Origin of the sequence: Ochrobactrum sp. BTU2, assembly GCF_024539785.1 — a bacterium.
GTDB lineage: Bacteria > Pseudomonadota > Alphaproteobacteria > Rhizobiales > Rhizobiaceae > Brucella > Brucella anthropi.
Window position 1 is genome coordinate 623952 of sequence record NZ_JAHWRG010000001.1, and the last position, 20909, is coordinate 644860.

Consider the following 20909-nt stretch of genomic DNA (forward strand, 5'->3'; position numbering starts at 1 on the left):
CAAGGAGTGCAGGGAACATGAAAAAGACGCTTATGGCGATTGCCACTGCGGCGAGCTTTATGCTCGGCGGCGCGGCGCATGCAGAAGAAAAACTGAAGATCGGTTTCATTTATATCGGACCTCCGGGCGATTTTGGCTGGACCTATCAGCACGATCAGGCCCGCAAGGAGCTGATCGAGGCACTTGGCGACAAGATCGAAACCACCTTTCTGGAAAGCGTTCCGGAAGGTGCCGATGCTGAACGTTCCATCGAACGTCTGGCGCGTGCTGGCAACAAGCTGATCTTCACGACGTCGTTCGGCTATATGGACCCGACCCTCAAGGTTGCCAAGAAATTCCCGGACGTGAAGTTCGAACATGCGACCGGCTACAAGACTGCCGACAACATGTCTGCCTATAATGCGCGCTTCTATGAAGGCCGTTATGTGCAGGGCGTGATCGCCGCCAAGATGTCGACCAAGGGTGTTGCCGGTTACATCGCCTCCGTACCGGTGCCGGAAGTCGTTCAGGGCATCAATGCGTTCATGCTCGGCGCGCAGTCGGTTAATCCCGACTTCAAGGTCAAGGTGATCTGGGTCAATTCGTGGTTCGATCCGGGCAAGGAAGCTGATGCGGCCAAGGCACTGATCGACCAGGGTGTGGACATCATCACCCAGCACACCGATTCCACCGCTGCCATTCAGGTGGCGCATGATCGCGGCATCAAGGCTTTCGGTCAGGCTTCGGACATGATCAAGTTTGCGCCTGACACGCAGCTTACCGCTGTCGTGGACGAGTGGGGCCCTTACTACATCGACCGCGCCAAGGCTGCTCTCGACGGTTCGTGGAAGAGCCAAAACATCTGGTGGGGCATGAAGGAAGGCCTCGTGAAGATGGCGCCTTATACCAACATGCCGGACGATGTGAAGAAATTGGCCGAAGAAACCGAAGCCAAGATCAAGTCGGGCGAACTGAAGCCTTTCACTGGTCCGATCACGAAGCAGGACGGTTCCGTCTGGCTGAAAGAAGGCGAGCAGGCTGACGACAAGACCTTGCTTGGCCTCAATTTCTACGTCGCTGGCGTGGACGACAAGCTGCCGCAGTAAGCGGTTCCATACAGAAACAAAGAAGGGCGCTCAAAACGCCCTTTTTATTTTCTTACAAAATATTGAAGCTATTTGTTAAAGCGATAGCTTAAGTCCTTCATGACTATCGGTGAAGCCGAGCGACTGATAAAAACGCAGCGCGTCGGAACGCGACTTATCGGTCGTCAGTTGCACAAGGCCGCAGCCGCGTTCACGGCATTGCTCGATTGCCCAAACGATCATCTGACGGCCTACTCCGCCGCCACGAATATGGCTCGCAATCCGCACGCTTTCGATCTGTCCGCGCCACATTCCCATCCGCGACAGGCCGGGTACAAAGCTGATTTGCATGCAACCAATGATCTCGCCATCATGTTCAACGACAGCCAGGAGCTGATTGGGATCGGAATCGATTGCCGCAAAGGCGCTGCGATAGGAATCTCGCAAGGGGAGGCTCGCATCTTCGCGCTGTGCGCCGAGCGCGTCATCGGCGAGCATGGCGACAATTGCCGCCACGTCAGCCGCGGCGGCTTTTCTGATCGCTATGGCAGCTTCCGCCGCCATCAGACCGCGATACCATGCAGATCGTAAGCGTCGCTCGCCTCGATCTTCACCGTTACGATGTCGCCGACGCGTAGCGGGCGGCGCGACTGGATGTGAACGCTGCCGTCGATTTCCGGAGCGTCGTAGCGCGTACGGCCTTTGCCGATTGTGCCGTTTGCTTCATCAATGATGACCGGCAGGCGCTTGCCAACTTTCTTCTTGAGGAGATTGGTCGAAATCTGCTGCTGCTTGGCCATGAAACGATGCCAGCGGGCTTCCTTGATTTCTTCCGGCACCTGCTCAAGACCGAGGTCATTGGCTTTTGCGCCCTTGACCGGTTCATATTTGAAGCAGCCGGCGCGTTCGATCTTGGCTTCATCGAGCCAGTCGAGAAGTATTTCGAAATCTTCTTCCGTTTCGCCGGGATAGCCGACGATAAAGGTGGAACGCACGGCCAGATCCGGGCAGGTCTCACGCCAGGCCTGAATGCGGCGCGAGGTCTTTTCCTGATGTGCCGGACGGCGCATGTTCTTCAGAACCGCCGGGGAGGCGTGCTGGAAAGGAATATCCAGATAAGGCAGAATCTTGCCTTCAGCCATCAGCGGAATGACTTCATCGACATGCGGGTAAGGGTATACGTAGTGCATACGCACCCACACGCCCATATCGCCCAGTTCACGTGAGAGGTCGAGGAATTTGGTGCGAACCGTGCGGTCCTGCCACATGGCTTCCTGATACTTGATGTCGAGGCCATAGGCGCTCGTATCCTGCGAGATGACGAGGATTTCCTTCACGCCTGCATTGACCAGCTTCTCCGCTTCACGCAGCACAGAATCGATCGGGCGTGATACCAGATCGCCGCGCAGCGCCGGAATGATGCAGAAGGAGCAGCGGTTTGAGCAGCCTTCGGAGATTTTGAGGTAGGCATAATGGCGCGGGGTCAGCTTCACACCCTGTGGCGGCACCAGGTCCACAAATGGATCGTGCGCGGGAGGGACGGCTTCATGCACCGCGCTCATCACGCTTTCATAAGCCTGCGGACCGGTGATGGCCAGCACGTTCGGATGCCGCTCACGGATGACATCGGGTTCTGCGCCAAGGCAGCCGGTTACGATGACCTTGCCGTTCTCGTTGAGAGCAAGGCCAATGGCATCCAGCGATTCATCGCGTGCGGAATCAAGAAAGCCGCAGGTATTGACGATCACCAGATCGGCACCGTCATGCTTGCGGGAGATTTCATAGCCCTCGGAGCGAAGGCTGGTGATGATGCGTTCGGAATCGACAAGCGCCTTCGGGCAGCCAAGAGAAACGAAACTGACGCGCGGTGCGCTCATTGGGAGAACCTTGCAAAATATCGGAAATTGCGCGCGCAATATCACGATAAAGGGGCAACGGTAAAGTTGAGATGATAAAAAAAGCCGGAGCGCAAAGCCCCGGCTTCCATTCGCAAAGCGGATTTGGCTTACTCAGCCTGATCGGCTGGGGCCGCATTGAGCTGGCCATAACGCTCTTCGCCGATCTTGGCGAGGAGGTCGAGCTGGGTTTCGAGGAAGTCGATATGACCTTCCTCGTCCGCCAGAAGCTCATCGAAAAGCTGCTTGGAAACATAGTCGCCGAGTTCGTCGCAGATTTCGCGGGACTTCTTGTAGGAAGCGCGTGCGTCGTACTCACCTGCAAGGTCGGCTTCCAGAACTTCCTTGACGTTCTGGCCGATGCGCAGCGGAGCTACGGTCTGCAGGTTCGGGTGACCTTCGAGGAAGATAATGCGGTCAATCAGCTTGTCTGCGTGATGCATTTCTTCGATGGATTCTTCACGTTCCTTCTTGGCAAGACGCGTGAAGCCCCAGTCGTTGAGGAGGCGGTAGTGAAGCCAGTACTGGTTTACAGCGCCAAGCTCGAGGAACAATGCCTCGTTAAGCCGCTCGATGACCTTTGGTTCGCCTTTCATTCCATGAACTCCCGAATTTGTCGCGTAGAGAACGTACACGATCCATGAACTGGACCACGTTTTCGTCCATTTGGTTATGACGAAGATGATACTCTTCAGTCACCCTTATGATCGTTTCCACGACGTTTGGGAAGCAGCCACAGCAACGGCCGCGTTTGGACATGACATTATAGACGGTGCCAGGAACGATAAGTTGCCAGCAATCCTGATCGAGAAGCTCAATAACAACGGCTTCAATGTCTTTATCGGTAATAACGTTACAGCTGCAGACTAGCATGAGGAAGTATCTCCCATGCCCGAAAAGCAGAAATCAGACGCAAAAAGCGTCGACTGGAGAGACTTTACCGGCTCACTCTTTACTTCAACTGTGTTGCTGACCTGAAAAACTGGCAGCTTTATTTCACTCGTGGCGCAAGGCCGAACTGAACCGGTCAATGGTTCCTCCAACTGCAAGGGTTAAAGGCCCGAACATTAAAGGCATTACTTAAGTGGCGTTTATAAAACCCACCAAATTAAGTCAGGTTATGGCTGGTAGGGCTCCGTTCTGTCAATTTTTATGTTTTTGAAATGTTCTAAAAATCAATAAGTTAGAATCATTCTAAATATGAGTTAACTACCCATCTTTAAAAGATAATTGGTGCTTTACTATCGTTATAGCGGCCTCCGAATGGCGCCGCTATGACATTATGCGCTATTTCGCCGCACCTTGTGGATAGGCGTTTCTACCGTGCGTCAGGAGCCGAGAACGGCGCTGAAGCCTTCAAACTGCGGAGGTCCCAGATAGAGCGGCTTGTTGTCTCCGGCATTGCGATGCGCATCGCGAAACTGTTCGGACTTCGTCCAGGCGACGAAATCATCGCGGTTGCGCCAGACCGTGTGCGAAGCATAAAGCGTGTAGCCTTCCTCTTCATTGGTCGCACCGCGGAGAAGGTGAAAACTCTCGAAACCGGGAAGTTCGGACAGTTTCGAGTCGCGGTTTTTCCATACGGTCTCGAAGTCGGCTTCGCTGCCGACGCGAACCTTGAAGCGATTCATGGCTATGAACATTGCTGATCCTTTTCCATCAGGTTTGGGATTGGCTACTTTATATAACTTTTGGCGAGTGCAGCGGTAGGGGCCGCACCCGCCGCGTCACATCTCGGGATCAGAAGGCCGCCGCGGTCAGGTTGGTCGGTCTTCGAAGATGTGACGATCATGAACGGGAGGCGAGAACGCCTCCCAAAGTTTTAGAACTGGAACTGTGTCGAGACGAGGAATGTACGTCCGCGACCAGAACCATAAGTGCTGAGGGCAGGGGTATATTCCTTGTCGGCGATGTTCAGCACCTGAAGCGAAAGATCGACCGTTTCGGTGAACTTGTATTTCGCGAAGACGTCGACCAGCGTGTAGGGATCGGTGTCGTTTCCGCTGATGCTTTTGCCGCTCGAAACGTGCTGAACGCGCAGACCGCTTTCGAGCTTGCGCTCGAAGAAACGCGCACCGGCGGTAACCGTTACGACATCTTCCGGCAAATACTGGTTTGCGCCCATGCCAGCTGTCTGCTCAGGCAGTTCAGAGGTGGAATGCGTATAAGCAATGCCACCGAACGCGAAGCCCGCATCATAACGCGCGTCGAGTTCGAAGCCTTTCACTGTCGAAGTGCCGTCGACATTGATGAACTGGCTGTAGTCGGATGCAGCCGTGATGTAATCCTCAACACGCATCGTGTAGTAATTAGCCTTGAGGCGTAGTCCGTCTTCAGCAGTCAGGATGCCATCGCGAGCGATATTGACGCCGAATTCCCAGCCGCGCTGCTTTTCAGGACGAAGGTTGGGATTGCCGTGCATCATGCCGGTTCCGGTATGCGCCACGCCACCGAGGAATGTTTCCTGCAGGCTGGGCGAACGCATGGAATGCGCATAGGTGATGTAGGGCTGCAACCAGTCGGTCAGGTTATAGGCAACGGTGACCTTGGGGCTGAATTCGCCATCGCTGTTAGAGATCGAGCTGTCTTCGCTTTCGAGCTTGAAATAATCGTAACGAAGGCCGGTAACGACTTGCAGGGCCTGATAATTCCAGGTCGCTTCCGAGAAAACCGCGCCGCGATTGGATGTGGCATCCGTCGGATTGACGCCCGTTTGGGTGCCGCCAGCGGTGTCGCGGTTGATTTCAAAGCCGTTCTTCCACGCGACCGCCACTTCGCCGAAGGTGAAGCGCGACGTGTTCGAGGCCGTCATGCCGGTGGTTTCGGTCGAAACCTGCCGTCCTACGAAGCTGCCATTGCCGTCTTCCCAGTTCTGCAATGTGCTGTTGTGGTAGAGGTTGACGTCGAGGCCGATGAGATCGTTGTCGGACGGATTGTAGTTGTACTGTGCGAAGAACGTGCGGTTCTGCAGGAACATATCGTAGATCGTATAGGTTCCCGGACGGTAGCCGTTCGCATATGTTCCGTAGTGGTTGTTGTAGAGCACGCCACCAAGCGTCAGCTTCTGGTCTTCGCCAAGGCCGAACTCAGCTTTGAACAGGCCGGAAGTCAGTTCTTCGCCGGTTTTCTCGACGGTCACCCCGTCGCCGTTCTTGTAATCGTTGGAGTCGTGACGGCTGATGGCCGCAACAATCCCGATGGAATTGACGCGGGCGGCACCGGCCAGCATTTCGGAGAAGCCGGTTCCATTGCTACCCCAGGAAGCGCGGCCGAGGACGCCCTTGTCCTTGCCATCCAGAATGACATCATCGACGCCGAGGGTGCGGAAATTGACGCTGCCTGCAAGGCCAGTGCCGCCTTCGGTCGTCACAGCGCCGCGCGCCACGTCGATTTCAGATAACAGGTTCGGGTCGATATAGGCATAGCCCTGCGCATCGTGCGCGGTGTTGCGGTAGCTCTGCGGTACGCCGTCGATCATCATGTTGACGCGGCCGGAGCCTTCAAAACCACGAATATTGACCGCAACGCCGGGATTGGAAGCATTCTGCAAGGTAAACACGCCAGCGGTGCCGCGCAACACGTCGTCGAGCTTCGCGCCGCCGAAACGATTGATCTCTTCGCGGTCAACCCTGCCAACCGGTGCCGCAACGGAAGTCGGCGCCTGAGCGTCGTTCGCTCTGCGAATGGTGATCGTCTTCAACGCGACGCCAGCTTCTTCTTCAGAAGCTTTCTGTTCCTGCGCAAAGGCTTGTGACGTCATCGCCACCAGAATGACAGCAAGCCCCGTGCTCGCCAGAATTGACCGTTTGTGAACCCCACCAGTCGCCCGCATTTCCAATGTTTCCTTCATGACCCAGACGCGCTTCGCCGACCCGATGGGTGACGAAGAAATTAAAAAATTCAATTGTTTATGACTTCCCCCTCGGGAGAAGGCGCGTGCTGGCTGGGAAGAGGATTTCTTCCGGGCTTGCGCGGAAAAAGCGAGATTTAAACTTGACTCGATTATTCCAGTAATGCAGTGATTAATAAACATGACTGTTGATGTCAACAAAACAAATTTGCTGTCATCACCGTGTGGAAAGTCGATGCTGAGGCGAGAAAATGAACAGGCGAATCCATATCGACATGCAGGTGCGGTTACCACGCGGACCCGTTTCCGAACGAGCCGCAAATCGCATTCCTGAAAGCCAGCTCCGCAGCGATTCAACCGGGTCTGTCCCAGCTCAGGCGAAACCTCGCTTCGGCGAAGGTGGTCTTGAGCCGCAATTGAAAACCTATGGCAGTCGCGAACTCTTCGACGGCTCCCGGGAAGTGGGCATAGAGCACGGCGGTTCGCTCTATCGTCTCAAGATCACCCGCCAAGGCAAGCTCATCCTAAACAAGTAGGCAACCATCAGATGACGACCCATTCCAAGCCCTCCCCAGAGCAGATCCTCAAGGCACGGGCTGATAATCCGAAAATGCGCGAACGTGATTTTGCGCAGAGCCTCGGTGTATCAGAAGCCGATTTTGTAGCAGCACATTGCGGACAGGATATAGCAGCCCCCATTTCGGCGCGCCGTATTCGCGCCGATGTCGAAACGCTGTTGAACCGCATTGCTGCTGTCGGCGAAATCATGGCGCTGACGCGTAATGAGAGCGTCGTTCATGAAAAGATCGGGCCTTTTGAGAAGACGATCTGGGGCCAACATGCTTCGCTGGCGCTCGGCAAGGAAATCGACCTTCGTATTTTCCCGAAGCATTGGGTTCACGGTTTTGCCGTTGCCAAGCAGGATGGCGAAGCAACGCGTCGCAGCCTGCAATTTTTCGATGCCACGGGCGAGGCGGTTTTCAAGATTCATCTGCGCCCAGCTTCGAACGTTGAAGCCTATGAGGCTCTTGTCGCCGATTTGCTGCTGGACGATCAGTCGCCAGCTGTTGAGACCAGTGCGCTTGCAACAAAGGGACCGAAGGCAGACGTATCGCTTCTCGATATCGACGCATTCCGCGAACGCTGGGGCGCACTCACCGATGTGCACCAGTTCGTTGGCCTGTTGAAGGATTTCGGTGTGGACCGCCATCAGGCTGTGCATCTTGCCGGTCATGATTTCGCCTGGCGTGTCGATACGTCATCGGTCGAGGCCATGATGAACCATGCGGTGCAGGAAAAGCTGCCCATCATGTGCTTTGTCGGAAGCCGTGGCTGCATCCAGATTCACACTGGCCCAATCCATGAAATCAAGATGATGGGCCCGTGGCTGAACGTGCTGGACCCGACGTTCCATATGCATCTGCGCCTCGATCACATCGCTGACGTCTGGGTTGTGCGCAAGCCGACGAAGGACGGGCATGTGACGTCGCTGGAGGCCTATGATGCCAATGGCGAACTGATTGTTCAGTTCTTTGGTGAGCGTCATGAAGGCGAAGCCGAACTAGCCGACTGGCGCATGATCGCGGAAAACCTTCCGCGTCTGCCGCAGTCTTCCGCTGCATAAGGTGACGGCAATGTCGTTCATTTCCTTGCGCTTCAGTCGCGGAGCTGCTCTGGCTGCCATCGCTTTGTCGCTGGCAGCTGGTGGTGCTGCACGCGCAGAAGCCGTCGACCATTTCGGCGATACGTCGCGCATCGTTTCCGTCGGCGGCTCGCTGACGGAAATCGTCTACGCTCTTGGCGCAGAAAAGATGCTCGCCGCGCGCGACCAGACAAGCGCCTATCCCGACGCGGTAAAGAAGCTGCCGGATATCGGATATATGCGTCAGCTTGCACCAGAAGGTGTGCTCTCGGTCAATCCAACCGGCATTCTGCTCCTTGAAGGCAGCGGCCCACAGGATACGCTCGATGTTTTGAAGAAAGCGTCTGTGCCAATGATCGTTGTGCCGGAAACCTATACCGGCGAAAGCGTCGTCAAGAAAATCGAGATCGTGGGCGAGGCTCTCGGTCTGGAAGAGAAGGCCAGGGCGCTTGCGAGCGAAGTCTCACGCGATATCGAAGCGGCTGAGAAGGCCGCAGCTGGCCACAGTTCGCGCAAGCGTGTACTTTTCGTTCTGTCGGCGCCCGGCGGGCGCATGATGGCTTCGGGCACAGGCACTGCGGCCGATGGCATGATTGAGCTTGCCGGTGGTGAAAACGTCATCACCGAATTTCACGGATATAAGCAGCTGACCGACGAAGCCGTCGAGAAGGCCGCGCCCGATATGATCCTGATGATGGATACGGGAGCGGACGGGATGACGCCGGAATCGCTGTTGAAGAATCCCATTATCGCTGCAACACCGGCAGGGCGTAACAAGAATGTCGTTTCGATGGAAGCGTCGTATCTGTTGGGATTTGGGCCTCGAACTGGTTCTGCCATTCGGGACCTGTCAGCAAAACTCTATGGCGCCTCTGCAGCGCAATAACATAATCAGACTTGCGGGATTGAAGAGCACGCAAGTCTGATTGTAAGGATTATTCGAAATGACCAGCCAAGGTCGCGTAGCGCGCGAACAGCGCTTTGCAGCGCGTCAATCAGAAAATGAAGTCACCACCTCAGAAGGTGACATCACGGGAGACCGTGCCGCACGTGCACGGTTCACCATCATATTGCTCGCCGTTGCTTTATGCATCGCGGCTTTGTTCAGCCTGACAGCAGGCGCTTCGGATGCGTCCGTGCTTTCGGTTCTGCGCGCTCTGACCTCCTCCGGCGCAGCCGAAGGCGCGGATGCATTCCGTCGCGATCACCTGATCATCATGGAGATCCGCCTGCCGCGTATCGTCATGGGTATGCTGATAGGGGCGGGGTTAGCGGTTTCCGGTGCCGTGATGCAGGGCCTTTTCCGCAATCCTCTGGCCGATCCGGGTCTCGTCGGGGTGTCCGCCGGGGCTGGACTTGGCGCGGTATCGATGATTGTTCTGGGCGGCACTTTTCTTGCTCCCGTTATTGCGATCCTTGGCGTCTATGCCTTGCCTCTGGCTGCATTTCTGGGCGGGCTTGCCAGCACCTTGCTGCTCTATCGTGTCGCGACGCGTCGGGGCCGTACGTCTGTTGCTACCATGCTGCTCGCAGGTATTGCACTTGGCGCCCTGGCGGGCGCTGCGACCGGCGCGCTCATCTATCTGGCCGATGATCGACAGTTGCGCGACCTGACATTCTGGGGGCTTGGTTCGCTTGCAGGTTCCACCTGGGCCAAGATTGGCGCTGCGGGACCAATCATCGCCATCATTCTGGTGGTTTCGCCATTGCTTGCGCGTGGTCTCAACGCACTGGCGTTGGGCGAGGCTGCAGCCGGTCATCTCGGCATTCAGGTGCAACGCATCAAAAACATCGCTATCGTTACCGTAGCGGCAGCTACCGGCGCGACTGTCGCCGTTGCTGGCGGGATCGGCTTTGTCGGCATTGTGGTGCCGCATATGCTGCGCCTCAGCATTGGTCCGGACCATCGCTATCTCCTGCCAGCGTCGGCGCTGCTCGGCGCAACGCTTCTGCTTCTGGCGGATGCGGTAAGTCGGACGATTGTGGCCCCGGCAGAATTGCCGATTGGCATCATCACCGCACTTTTTGGCGCGCCGTTCTTCCTCTGGATACTGCTGCGCCAGCGCGGCCTGCTCGATCTGTGAGGCTATCATGATTGAAACAAAAGCATTGGGCGTAAGCCTGTCAGGCAAGACCATCATCAGCGATATCGCCTTCTCCGCTAATCCGGGCGAGGTGACCGCAATTGTCGGGCCGAACGGTTCTGGCAAAACTACGCTGTTGCGTGCGCTTGCCGGTGACGTCGCTTACACGGGAACAGCCTATCTGGACGGCCGCTCCTTCGCTGAAATCAAGCCGTGGCAGATGGCGGCGCGGCGGGCGGTGCTTCCACAGGCAAGCGCCTTGTCGTTTCCCTTCACGGTCCGCGAGATCGTGAAGATCGGGCTCACCGGCGGCTATAGTGGGGTTTCTCGCGAAGAAGAAAAGCGCTTGCCCGATCTCGCTTTGCAAAGGGTTGATCTCGCTGGCTTCGGCGGTCGGCTTTATCAGGAACTTTCCGGCGGAGAACAGCAGCGCGTGCAGCTTGCCCGTGTTCTTTGTCAGGTCTGGAAACCGGTTGTGGATGGTGAGGCGCGCTATCTTTTTCTGGATGAGCCGATTTCAAGTCTCGATATACGTCACCAGATTGTGGTGATGGAGATTGCGAGAGATTTCGCGGCAGCGGGCGGCGGGGTGATTGCTATCCTGCATGATCTCAACCTGACTGCCATGTTCGCCGACCGTATTGCGGTCATGAACAGAGGCAAGCTTGATGTGATGGGCACACCGCGCGAAGCACTGACCGACGAGAGGCTCGAACGTGTTTATGAATGCACGTTGCGGGTGGGTGTCCCGCCGGAAAAGGGGGTGCCTTTTGTATTGCCCCAGTCTGCCTATCGCGCAGCCGCAGAATAAAAAAGGTCCGGCTCTAAGCCGGACCTTTTTTATTTCAAGCTTCGCGCTGAATTATCAGCTCGCTACGCGCGCTTCTTCCATTTCATCGAGACCAAGCAGGTGCCGCACATTCGGGCGCGCCTTGACGAGGTCTGCGATGCTGTACTTCATCAGCACGGCGAAGAATGCATTGAGTGCCTCGCGCAGCGCTGAATTGAGTGCGCAGCTGTCGACCAGTGGGCATTCGGTGGCATCGTTCTCGAAGCACTCCGCCATGGCGAAGTTTTCTTCGGTCACACGCACAACATCGAACAGCGAAATGTCCTGTGCTGCACGTCCGAGGCGCACGCCGCCATTGCGGCCACGTACAGTTTCCACCAGCCCATGTTCAACGAGCGGCTGAAGAATCTTGAACAAAAACAGCTCAGAAACGCCGTAGGCGCGTGCGATTTCCGGAATGCGGCTGAGCTTGCCGTCATTGGCAGCACAATACATGAGCATACGAACGGCATAATTCGTCTGGCGGGTAAGACGCATCACTGTTCCTTTCAACACGTCTCGGAACAACTGCAACCTCGATGCCGAGGACGCGATGCTCCAATCCTTGAGTTCGCAATTCCAAACCGAAAGCGGTTTATCCCTGTTTCGGAACTGCTCCAAAATTCTGGTCTTGTCGCATTTGCGATCCGGAAAGGTTCAAGGCTCGATCGGATCATGCGCTAAAGCGGATATATATGTTTCTTAACCCACTTTAGAATCATTCTTAAAATATATGAAGTCTTTTCTCACCTTTAAAGGGGAAAAGTTGTTACCGGTATCAAATAACCGCGAGTTCCTCCCAGACCCGCTGCAAAAGCCCATTCTGACCTACTGGCAAACGTCTATCCATTCGGCGCTGACCAGCTCAGCCATTTTGTGCGGAGCGATGCGCACGGCACTGTTGGTCGCTCCGGCAGCGGGCACGACTTCCTCGAAATTCTTCAGCGATACATCGCAGTAAACGGGCAATGCGCTCGGCAGACCGAACGGACATACGCCTCCGACCGGATGGCTGGTTTCGGCAAGAACGGTCTCGGCATCAAGCATACGAGGCTTGGTTCCGAACTGATCCTTGAACTTGCGATTATCGATACGCGCATCGCCACGGGTGACAATAAGAATGGTCTGGTCTTTGGCGGAAAAAGAAAGCGTCTTGGCGATCTGTCCCGGTTCCACGCCATGCGCTTCGGCGGCGAGAACAACAGTGGCGGTGCTCGTCGACAGCTCAATCACTTCGATTTCAGGCGCTTTGGCCGCAAAAAATGCCTTAACAGAATCCAGACTCATAGCTTCCCTTTTTCTTATTTTGATTATTAAACTCAAGTTTAAGCCGCAATGTGGCAAAGGACAAGTCTGGTTGCTTCCTTGCGGCGTTTTGGCATTGAGTTTCTATCAGATCGGAGTCTCGATCTGCAACAATGCGCCAGGACCGAGAATGGGAAGCGGGTGAGGGGAGTTTGTCTCATAACACGGCTGCCATTGGCCCCGTGTTATGAGCGGCCTTGGATATTGCTTCAAAGATCGACTGGGCGACCGGATGCTTCCTCTTCCAAGGTTACAGCAACATCGGCATTGGCCGACAGCCTGACCTTGTCACCTTCGATATCGGCGACAAAACCGAGTTCGATATAATGATGATGGTCGCTGTGCATGCCGGAATTATCGGTTTTCTTCAGCTTGATGCGGTTATCTTCGACGCGATTGACCGTGCCGACATGCACGCCATCGGCGCCGATGACTTCCATATTCTCCTGGATTTTGTGCTGCATGGGGAATCCTCCGTGTTGAATGATGCCGGAACGGCAATCTGCAATTGAGGCTGCGCCAAAGAACTTAGAGCGCATTTAACCGCTGGCCATGGCAGTAACATTGAAAGTTAGGTTTTGGAGGCTGGATCGAGCTATTGTGATCGGTATCCGCTGCCGGTTTCGTTCCGTGTTGTTCAGAATGCTGGCAAATGAAACAGTGCACGTTGACGCCGCAAGAAAAGCTGCTAAGAAGTCACTCGCTAAGCAATTGGGCGCAAATCGATAGCTTGCTGCGATTTGCTGTTTTTCCAGACTTGTGAAAAGCATAGATAAAACAATTGTCTGGAGGGGTGGCCGAGCGGTTTAAGGCACCGGTCTTGAAAACCGGCGTGCGGGAGACTGTACCGTGGGTTCGAATCCCACCCCCTCCGCCATTTCAGTATAAAATCTAAACGCTGGCACTAGCCGCCGCCTATCGTTTCCAAACCGAAGCCGATCGCGTTACTCCGGTTGCGAGCAACGGGTGCTTCGGTGCAAGCTGCACGGTCCAGAGCCTGCTTCCATCAACATTTCTGGTAAGACGCAAAAAGCCCGCCCCGGTTTGGGGGCAGGCTTCGTGTGGTGGTGGCCTGTTCTAAAGCGAACTTCTCTTTACTGGGTAACGTGGGCAATCGCCTCAAGAATAACTTCTGCGACTTCCGACGGTTGGGAAATGTGCGGTGCGTGCCCGGCTGGCAGAGTGGTCACCTTTGCGGAGATTTTCTGCGCCATTGCTGTCTGGAGATCTGGTTGAATCATGCGGTCCTGTTCACTCACCACATACCAGGACGGTTTCGTCGTCCACGCAGCCACGGACACCTTGCCATCGAAACTACTGGCGTGGGTTGGGTGCTGTGTAGCGAATATCACCTTGGTTTGTGCAGGCGCGACGTCTTGAGCAAGATGCTGCTGCACACCTTCCAATGTCAATGTCAGGAAGCCATCCTTGTCGGCTTGGACGTGATTAAAACCGGAAGGGGGCGGGTAATCCTTGGCCGTCTGGTTGACCGACATACCTTCGGAAAGCGCGAAGGCCGCCACATAAACAAGTGCTTTCACATTGTCGTTCTGGCCGGCTTCGGTAATCACGGCTCCACCATATGACCAGCCGACCAGCACAACAGGGCCTTGCAGTCTTTCAAGCGCGCGCCGGGTGGTCGCGATGTCGTCCTCCAGGGAGGTCAACGGGTTCTGTACGGCTACGACATTCACGCCTTTTTCCTGCAGCAGGGAGATCAGTCGGCTCCACGTCGATCCATCGGCCCATGCTCCATGCACGAGGACTACAGTTGGTTGCTGTGCGCTGGGACGGATCGCGGTGCTTGTTGTATCAGAGACGGGTTGCATGGCTTGGTGCCTTTCCTTCTAAATGGTGCTGTCCCGGTCGATCGCGGGATAATGGCAGCTTCATGCATATTGTAGTTATGAAACACTGAGGATAAAATGGTTCATACTTTTCAATAATAGAAACGGATTGTTTGTAATGGATCGGTTGACTGGCATGAGAGTCTTCGTAAAGGCAGTCGAATCCGGATCCATCTCGTCGGCGGCACACGAGTTGGAGATGTCGTCACAGCTTGCCGGCAAGCAGATACGTGCCTTGGAGCTCGGACTGGGCGTAAGACTGCTGACAAGGACGACGCGTCGGCAAAGCCTTACTGATAGCGGGCAAGTGTTCTACGAGCGCGCGAAGAACATTCTGGCGGAAATGGACCTTGCCGAAGCATTGATGGCGGAGACAAGGTCTGAACCAAGGGGAAGGCTTCGCGTCAGTGCTCCGGTGACTTTTGGAAGCCATGCGCTTGCGCCCGAACTTTCGGAATATCTCAGGCGGCATCCCGAGGTGTCGGTAGACCTCAATCTTACGAACCGAAATGTCGATTTGGTGGAGGAGGGGTTTGACGTGATTTTTCGTGCTGGCGATCTCCCCGACAGCAGCCTTATCGCCAAGCGTCTTGCGCCCTATCGCCTTATTCTATGTGCTGCGCCTGCCTATATGGATTCTGCAAGCAGCCTGAAGACACCGCAGGATCTGGTCGAACATGAATGCCTGATCTTCACGCATTCATCGCTCCGCACTCATTGGTCATTCATTGGGCCGGAAGGAGAGGTGACTATTTCAATCACAGGTCGTTTCTGTGCCAACAGCGGTGAAGCACTGCGTGCTGCAGCGCTTTCTGGTATGGGCATCCTCTTTCAACCGTATGAACTGGTTGCCGATGAGATATCGTCAGGAAAGCTGATCCGGCTTCTCCCTGAATACGAACCCCCATCGCGCGCCCTGCATGCGCTTTATGCTTCAGATCGACAGATGACGCCCAAGCTCAGGAGTTTCCTGGATTTCGCAACCGAGAAATTTAGTGACGGAAAGCGTTGAGAGGTCGCGTCGCACATATTTTCCGGAGCTATAGCAAGTGTTCTGTCTTCTTTTGTCCCGGAAATTGTTTCACATTTTTCCAGATACGTTCCAGTGAAGCAGGTCGTGATTAAATCACAATGTTCCATTGGTATTAATGCCGATAAATATCATGAACATTATCACTATTACGACTGCAAACAATGCAAGAGATTGAAGAACAGAGAATGTATCAAGTCCCATATTTATAAATCCTAAAATATAATATAGGTAAAACATATCATAAAACTTAATTTATGGCCAGTAATTGATTCGTTTTAAGTAAATGAAAGTCGTCAAAGTCAATATATCTTCATTTTTTATTTGCATAATATAGCAAATGGAGGGTGTTTTCATATGAGCCGTGGATCTGAAAGCCGGGCCACTTTCACACGTGCGTCCATTAGAGCTCATCCCGAAAAGTGTGAAACGGTTTTCGGATAAGATGCGCGTTAAAACAAATATTTAGAGCGCGTTGTGCGCCCACAGCCGGACGGCACGCGTTAACACCGGCCGTTGCTGTTGCAATCGTATGTGAAGCTTATGATGCTTCTTCTTCGATTACATTCTGCGCAACCTGTTCGATACCACCATTGAAGCGTTCTGCGGCAAGCAGCCCGAGCCACACGGCGATCAGGCAAAGCACAACCGAAAAACCGATATTGAACAGGGCTTTGCCGGGTTGTCCAGCGCGCAGAAGATCCATCGTTTGCAGGCTGAAAGACGAGAAAGTGGTGAAGCCACCGCACACGCCGACCATGAAGGCGAGGCGCCAGATTTCCGGTATGGGAAAACGGCCTTGCTCCAGTGTCAGTGCACCGAAGAACGAGATTGCAAAAGAGCCGGCAATATTGATGACGATGGTGCCCCAGGGAAGTTCGCGGCTTATCGGCAGCATCAAGAGGGCCAGCCAATACCGCGCGACACTTCCGATCGCTCCACCGAGCGCTACCATGAGGGTTGCTTGCATTGTTCTGTGTCCATTTCAATAATGGATAGAGATTAGTCGGTGACGTCTGGAAATTCGATAGAATATCTCACTTCGAGAGGTCTTGCGACGCACTCTTCTCCTGTTTCAATTCAAGCAGGAGTCATCAGCCAATTGCTGGCAGTTTCGGGAGAACCCCATTCCCATCATGTACGGCGAAAGCCGTCATTGATTTATACTGAAATATCGGACTGTTCGTCAACGTGATGGGCGCGGATGCGGCGCCCATCCCGATCACAAACCGGTAATCAGTTCAGCGCGCCGCTCTTGCGGCGTCCTAGCCGCCGTTTCACCGCGTCGCTGGCGCGATAGAGGAACGAAGCGGGTGCAGGCAAAGTGCGCCGCATGAAGGCGACCTTGCGCAGATAATTGTCGATTTTCCAGGTTGCCCATGTGCCGCCCCGGAAATAGGCAACGTCGCCAGCCCGCAAGGTGCGCGTGCCGCCGTCAGCGTCGGTAACGTGCACTTCACCTTCCAGAATATAGACGGTTTCATCCCAGCCGAAATACCAGCGGAAAGTGCCTGCGGTGCAATCCCAGATGGCCGTATAGGCGGCTCCGTCCCGGCTTGCTGATTGCTCGCTGGAGCGCGCCTGCGGAGTGCCGTCCAGCACCCAGTCAGGATTGATCGGTGCGGGTTTCAGTTCCATTTCCATTGCATTATCGGAGACCACAGCTGGTCCCGTGGGCGCAACGAAACCCCTCGGCATCGTTCGAGTTACGGCAAGAACGGCACTTGCAAGCATGAATTTCCAAGCCATGATTTCCCCCGAATGGCAGTCATCTTTCCAAATAACGGCTAATCGTCAGGAATGCGTTAAAGGCTTGAAAGAAGCGATCTTTCCCCGCAACTCATGCGAGACTCGCAATTGGCTCCAGTAATTATTTTATGTCTTTGATTTTACTTTGTATTCACAGAAAACGAAAAACGGAATTCGGTTGTTGCTTCAAACAGGCGAGGGATAGAAACGCCACCGGAACTTGCTCCGGTGGCGAGATGTCATGCTGCCACTATGCTATCACGGCGGGCAGGCAGTTCGAAGAGGCGGGCACCATTGTCGGTTCCTTTTTCTTGGTAACCAATGATCTTGAACCATTTTACGATGTCGGATCGGTCGAGCCAGCTTCGTGAATGGATTGGCAGATCACCGGCCAAAGCCTGAATCTGCCGGATATGCTGCTTGCAGAAACGCACGGTATTTCGGTTGAAAAATTCTTCCTTCGCCGCAAAAAGCGTATCGGTGGCACCGTCGCCCTCATGCCAGGCGATGATAGCAACCACCTTGCCGTCCTGCAGCAAAGCATGTGCACGGCCTTCCCGCAGGTTCATCATCAGGTTGTCATAAGCGGCTTTAGTATCCTTGCCGGCGGCGATATATTCGATCGCCATACGCCTCGAAAGGTCGTGAAAAACGCTTTCAAGATCACCGACAGTCGCTGTGCGTGCCTTCATTTTTCTGACCTCCCTTCGTTTCACTCCAGTCGCGTGCAAACCGCGACAGCACCATAATGGCCACTTCCGGCCATCGCTTTCAACGTGAAAAGCTGCTGCCGGTTCCGGTCAGGCGAACCCAATTCAGCTTTGATGGGTGATCGTAACTGCAAGACCGGGCAATATGTGGCGGGCAGGGATTGTCTTCACGTGATTGTGAAAACTGCCCGCGCCTCGGCGTCATTCGACCGGATTTTCGTCATTCTCCGGGCCTTTTCGGATTGCGCTAAGGCTCTAGTCTTATAGCGAACGCAGGTTGGTTATGCACAACTAGGGTACAAGTTGTTTGAACAATTCTGGAGGCTTGTGTATCCAGAGCGTATGTTTCTCATCTGCGTATCGTGGAATTTTCTCGGAAACACCTCCAAAAGTCTTACCCACCTAATCGGCAGGAAACGACAATGACCGACCTTCCCGGATATCCGAGTCGTCGCAGTTTTCTGAAAGCCTCCGCGGCAAGCGTGATGCTTTCAGGGCTCGCTGTCTCAGCTAAAGCGGAACCACAAACTCCCCCGGTTCCACTCGAAGAATATGAACGTCAATATTTCAATGAAGTCGAATGGGCTTTCATTCTCGCCGCAACGGCAAGACTGATCCCGTCTGAAGGCGATGGTCCAGGCGCTATCGAAGCCCGTGTTCCTGTCTTCATCGATCTCCAGCTTGCCGGTGATTACGGTCGCGCGGATGACTGGTACATGGTTGGTCCCCACGATGCGTCCGCCGATCCGACGCGCGGCTGGCAGACGCCGCTCAACCCTGCGCAGATTTACAGGCAGGGTATTCCTGCCTTCAATGCGTGGTGCGAGCAGAAGCATGGCGCTGCGTTCTCGGCCTTGACGGCGGAACAGCAAGACGCGGCGCTGACCTCGCTGCAGAAGGGGGAGGTCGGCTTGCAGCCTGAACTGCGCGACTTCTTCACAGTCCTGTTGCAGAACACCAAGGAAGGCTATTTCGCCGATCCGATGTATGGCGGCAATCACGGCATGCAGGCCTGGAGCTATATCGGCTTCCCCGGCGCGCGCGGCAGCTACAAGGAATGGGTCGAACGCTACAATGTTCGCTACCCGTTAGGCCCGGTTTCGATCAAGGGCGAGAGGGCTTAACAATGGCACGTCAGGAAAAGAAAAAAGACGTGGTCGTTGTCGGCCTTGGCTGGACCGGCGCTATTCTGGCCATGGAACTGGCTCAGGAAGGGCTTGAAATCGTTGCGCTTGAGCGCGGTCACGACCAGAACACGGTCCCCGATTTCAAGTATCCCAACATGATCGATGAGCTGAAATATGGCGTGCGCCTGAAGTTGATGCAGCGCGCCAGCCAGCAGACGGTCACGATCCGACGCAACGAGAATGAAGTTGCATTGCCGTATCGCAGTTTTGGTTCGTTTCTGCCTGGCAACGGCGTTGGCGGAGCGGGCACGCACTGGAACGGCCTGAACTGGCGTCCACAGCCGGAAGAGCTGCGCCTGCGCTCCTATGTGCAGGAACGCTGGGGCGAACAGATCATTCCGGAAGACATGCTTCTGGGCGATTATCCGATCCATTACGACGAGCTGGAACCGTTCTTCGACCGTTTCGAGCATATTGCCGGTATTTCCGGCAAGGCTGGCAACCTCAAGGGCAAGATCGCCGAAGGCGGTAATCCGTTTGAGGGATGGCGCTCAAACGACTATCCCATGCCACCGATGCACACGACCTGGGACGGCCGGAAGTTTGCCGATGCCGCGCAGGGCATGGGGTATCATCCGTTCCCGTCGCCCGGCGGCATCGCGTCGACGGCCTATGTCAATGAATATGGCATGCAGATGGGACCGTGCAACCATTGCGGTTTCTGCGAGCGCTTCGGCTGCTACCAGTATTCCAAGTCTTCGCCTCAGACAGCAATCCTCGATGCGCTGAAGCGCATGCCGAACTTCTCCTATCGCACGGAGTCGGAAGTTCTGCGTGTCGAGATGGCGCCAGACGGCAAGACGGCTACGGGCGTGACCTATTTTGACGAGGCGACGCAGGAGGAAGTGTTCCAGCCCGCCGATATCGTTATTCTTGCGTCCTTCTCGCTCAACAACGTGCATCTGGCGCTGCTTTCCGGCATCGGCCAGCCATACGATCCGGCAACGGGCGAAGGTGTGACCGGGCGTAATTATGCCTATCAGATGAATGGCGGTGTGACGCTCTTCTTCAAGGATGAAGAGTTCAATCCGTTCATCGGCACCGGCGCGAACGGCATGTGCATCGACGATTTCGGTGTCAACCAGATCGATTTCGGACGAGAAGGCTTCATCGGCGGTTCGTACTGGCGCGCAGGCCAGACCAACGGCCAGCCGATCCGCAGCATGCCACTGCCGTCCGGTACGCCGGGCTGGGGCGGTGCATGGAAGAAGGCAATTGCTGAATGGTATGGCCATGCCATGTCCATCGGCAGCCATGGCTCGCATATGGCTTACAGGACCAACCATCTCGATCTGGACCCAACCTACAAGGATCGTCACGGTCGCCCGCTCATGCGCATGACCTTCAACTGGAATCCGAATGATATCCGGATGACCCAGTACATGAAGACCAAGATGGAAGAACTGGCCAAGACGATGAACCCGGACCTGATGCAGTCGTCCTTCAAGAAGGAAGGCGCGCAATATGACGTGCGTCCCTATCAGACGACGCACAATACGGGTGGCCATAGCATGTCGGAAAACCCGCGTGAGGGCGTGGTCAACCGCTACTCGCAGGCATGGGACAAGCACAATGTGTTCATGACCGGCGCGGGCAATTTCGTGCAGAACACGCAGTACAATCCGACAGGCCTGCTCGGCGGGCTTGCCTATTCGACTGCGCATGCGATCCGCACGCAATATCTGTCCAATCCGCGTCCGCTGATCTGAGGAGAATG

The 20909-nt window shown here is 55.1% G+C and carries 22 protein-coding genes, 1 tRNA gene and 1 riboswitch; of the genes, 10 read left to right on the plus strand and 13 right to left on the minus strand.

The window, feature by feature from the left end; all coding sequences use genetic code 11:
* Positions 1-17: 17 nt before the first annotated feature.
* Positions 18-1085, plus strand: a complete 1068-nt coding sequence (locus KWJ32_RS02955) for a BMP family ABC transporter substrate-binding protein (RefSeq protein ID WP_125334035.1) — start codon at positions 18-20, stop codon at positions 1083-1085.
* Between the two features lie 75 nt (positions 1086-1160).
* Here KWJ32_RS02955 and KWJ32_RS02960 read toward each other — a convergent pair whose 3' ends face one another.
* The 6 genes from KWJ32_RS02960 to KWJ32_RS02985 form a co-directional block, all read right to left on the minus strand.
* A complete protein-coding gene (locus tag KWJ32_RS02960; RefSeq protein ID WP_094515757.1) occupies positions 1161-1628 on the minus strand; it encodes a GNAT family N-acetyltransferase in 468 nt (155 codons plus the stop codon).
* A complete protein-coding gene (gene rimO / locus KWJ32_RS02965; protein WP_012093012.1) occupies positions 1628-2941 on the minus strand; it encodes a 30S ribosomal protein S12 methylthiotransferase RimO in 1314 nt (437 codons plus the stop codon). Before rimO ends, KWJ32_RS02960 begins: the two co-directional genes overlap by 1 nt.
* A gap of 128 nt (positions 2942-3069) precedes the next feature.
* On the minus strand, positions 3070-3555 hold the full coding sequence (bfr, locus tag KWJ32_RS02970) for a bacterioferritin (RefSeq protein ID WP_010658824.1): 486 nt from the start codon (positions 3553-3555) through the stop codon (positions 3070-3072).
* Positions 3521-3832 (minus strand): (2Fe-2S)-binding protein, encoded by a 312-nt coding sequence (locus tag KWJ32_RS02975; protein ID WP_012093011.1) that lies wholly within the window; start codon positions 3830-3832, stop codon positions 3521-3523. Before KWJ32_RS02975 ends, bfr begins: the two co-directional genes overlap by 35 nt.
* 455 nt (positions 3833-4287) lie before the next feature.
* Entirely contained in the window at positions 4288-4602 is a 315-nt protein-coding gene (locus KWJ32_RS02980) for an antibiotic biosynthesis monooxygenase (RefSeq protein WP_010658822.1), read from the minus strand.
* A 179-nt stretch (positions 4603-4781) separates the two neighbouring features.
* Positions 4782-6863, minus strand: a complete 2082-nt coding sequence (locus tag KWJ32_RS02985) for a TonB-dependent receptor (RefSeq protein WP_231771557.1) — start codon at positions 6861-6863, stop codon at positions 4782-4784.
* Positions 6864-7060: 197 nt separating this feature from the next.
* Here KWJ32_RS02985 and KWJ32_RS02990 point away from each other — a divergent pair, with 197 nt between their 5' ends.
* From KWJ32_RS02990 to KWJ32_RS03010, 5 genes are read left to right on the plus strand one after another with little or no spacing between them, the layout of a single operon-like run.
* Positions 7061-7345 (plus strand): hemin uptake protein HemP, encoded by a 285-nt coding sequence (locus KWJ32_RS02990; protein ID WP_010658820.1) that lies wholly within the window; start codon positions 7061-7063, stop codon positions 7343-7345.
* Between the two features lie 11 nt (positions 7346-7356).
* Positions 7357-8433 (plus strand): ChuX/HutX family heme-like substrate-binding protein, encoded by a 1077-nt coding sequence (locus tag KWJ32_RS02995; RefSeq protein WP_094515760.1) that lies wholly within the window; start codon positions 7357-7359, stop codon positions 8431-8433.
* Between the two features lie 10 nt (positions 8434-8443).
* Positions 8444-9337, plus strand: coding sequence for an ABC transporter substrate-binding protein (locus KWJ32_RS03000; RefSeq protein WP_125300591.1), 894 nt, complete (start codon positions 8444-8446; stop codon positions 9335-9337).
* Positions 9338-9395: 58 nt separating this feature from the next.
* Positions 9396-10535, plus strand: a complete 1140-nt coding sequence (locus tag KWJ32_RS03005; RefSeq protein ID WP_010658817.1) for an iron ABC transporter permease — start codon at positions 9396-9398, stop codon at positions 10533-10535.
* A 7-nt stretch (positions 10536-10542) separates the two neighbouring features.
* Complete coding sequence (locus KWJ32_RS03010) at positions 10543-11346, plus strand: heme ABC transporter ATP-binding protein (RefSeq protein ID WP_010658816.1); 804 nt, start codon at positions 10543-10545, stop codon at positions 11344-11346.
* Positions 11347-11400: 54 nt separating this feature from the next.
* Here the strand turns inward: KWJ32_RS03010 and rirA are convergent, their stop codons facing one another.
* From rirA to KWJ32_RS03025, 3 genes are all read right to left on the minus strand, one after another.
* A complete protein-coding gene (gene rirA, locus KWJ32_RS03015) occupies positions 11401-11862 on the minus strand; it encodes an iron-responsive transcriptional regulator RirA (protein WP_112587686.1) in 462 nt (153 codons plus the stop codon).
* Positions 11863-12192: 330 nt separating this feature from the next.
* Positions 12193-12651, minus strand: a complete 459-nt coding sequence (locus tag KWJ32_RS03020; RefSeq protein ID WP_012093007.1) for a YbaK/EbsC family protein — start codon at positions 12649-12651, stop codon at positions 12193-12195.
* A 227-nt stretch (positions 12652-12878) separates the two neighbouring features.
* The gene (locus KWJ32_RS03025) at positions 12879-13133 is read right to left on the minus strand and encodes a DUF2171 domain-containing protein (protein WP_151609503.1); all 255 of its coding nucleotides are present in this window, start codon (positions 13131-13133) and stop codon (positions 12879-12881) included.
* 323 nt (positions 13134-13456) lie between these two features.
* Here KWJ32_RS03025 and KWJ32_RS03030 point away from each other — a divergent pair.
* Positions 13457-13546: transfer RNA gene (locus KWJ32_RS03030), tRNA-Ser, on the plus strand.
* A 217-nt stretch (positions 13547-13763) separates the two neighbouring features.
* Here KWJ32_RS03030 and KWJ32_RS03035 read toward each other — a convergent pair.
* Positions 13764-14498: an alpha/beta hydrolase gene (locus KWJ32_RS03035; RefSeq protein ID WP_012093005.1), complete on the minus strand. Its 735-nt coding sequence runs from the start codon at positions 14496-14498 to the stop codon at positions 13764-13766.
* 136 nt (positions 14499-14634) lie between these two features.
* On the opposite strand from KWJ32_RS03035, the gene KWJ32_RS03040 reads away from it, so the two are divergent.
* The gene (locus tag KWJ32_RS03040; RefSeq protein ID WP_012093004.1) at positions 14635-15528 is read left to right on the plus strand and encodes a LysR family transcriptional regulator; all 894 of its coding nucleotides are present in this window, start codon (positions 14635-14637) and stop codon (positions 15526-15528) included.
* A gap of 559 nt (positions 15529-16087) precedes the next feature.
* Here the strand turns inward: KWJ32_RS03040 and crcB are convergent.
* The 3 genes from crcB to KWJ32_RS03055 all read right to left on the minus strand — a co-directional run bounded on the left by crcB (position 16088) and on the right by KWJ32_RS03055 (position 17987).
* Positions 16088-16516, minus strand: a complete 429-nt coding sequence (gene crcB, locus KWJ32_RS03045; protein ID WP_012093003.1) for a fluoride efflux transporter CrcB — start codon at positions 16514-16516, stop codon at positions 16088-16090.
* 108 nt (positions 16517-16624) lie between these two features.
* A riboswitch (Fluoride riboswitch) is annotated at positions 16625-16688 on the minus strand.
* A 94-nt stretch (positions 16689-16782) separates the two neighbouring features.
* The gene (locus KWJ32_RS03050) at positions 16783-17295 is read right to left on the minus strand and encodes a cupin domain-containing protein (protein ID WP_012093002.1); all 513 of its coding nucleotides are present in this window, start codon (positions 17293-17295) and stop codon (positions 16783-16785) included.
* 239 nt (positions 17296-17534) lie between these two features.
* Positions 17535-17987: a hypothetical protein gene (locus KWJ32_RS03055; RefSeq protein ID WP_012093001.1), complete on the minus strand. Its 453-nt coding sequence runs from the start codon at positions 17985-17987 to the stop codon at positions 17535-17537.
* A gap of 440 nt (positions 17988-18427) precedes the next feature.
* Between KWJ32_RS03055 and KWJ32_RS03060 the strand changes: the two genes are divergently transcribed.
* Both KWJ32_RS03060 and KWJ32_RS03065 read left to right on the plus strand, forming a co-directional pair.
* Positions 18428-19129 (plus strand): gluconate 2-dehydrogenase subunit 3 family protein, encoded by a 702-nt coding sequence (locus KWJ32_RS03060; RefSeq protein ID WP_012093000.1) that lies wholly within the window; start codon positions 18428-18430, stop codon positions 19127-19129.
* 2 nt (positions 19130-19131) lie between these two features.
* On the plus strand, positions 19132-20901 hold the full coding sequence (locus tag KWJ32_RS03065) for a GMC family oxidoreductase (RefSeq protein ID WP_012092999.1): 1770 nt from the start codon (positions 19132-19134) through the stop codon (positions 20899-20901).
* The last annotated feature ends 8 nt before the right edge of the window (positions 20902-20909 follow it).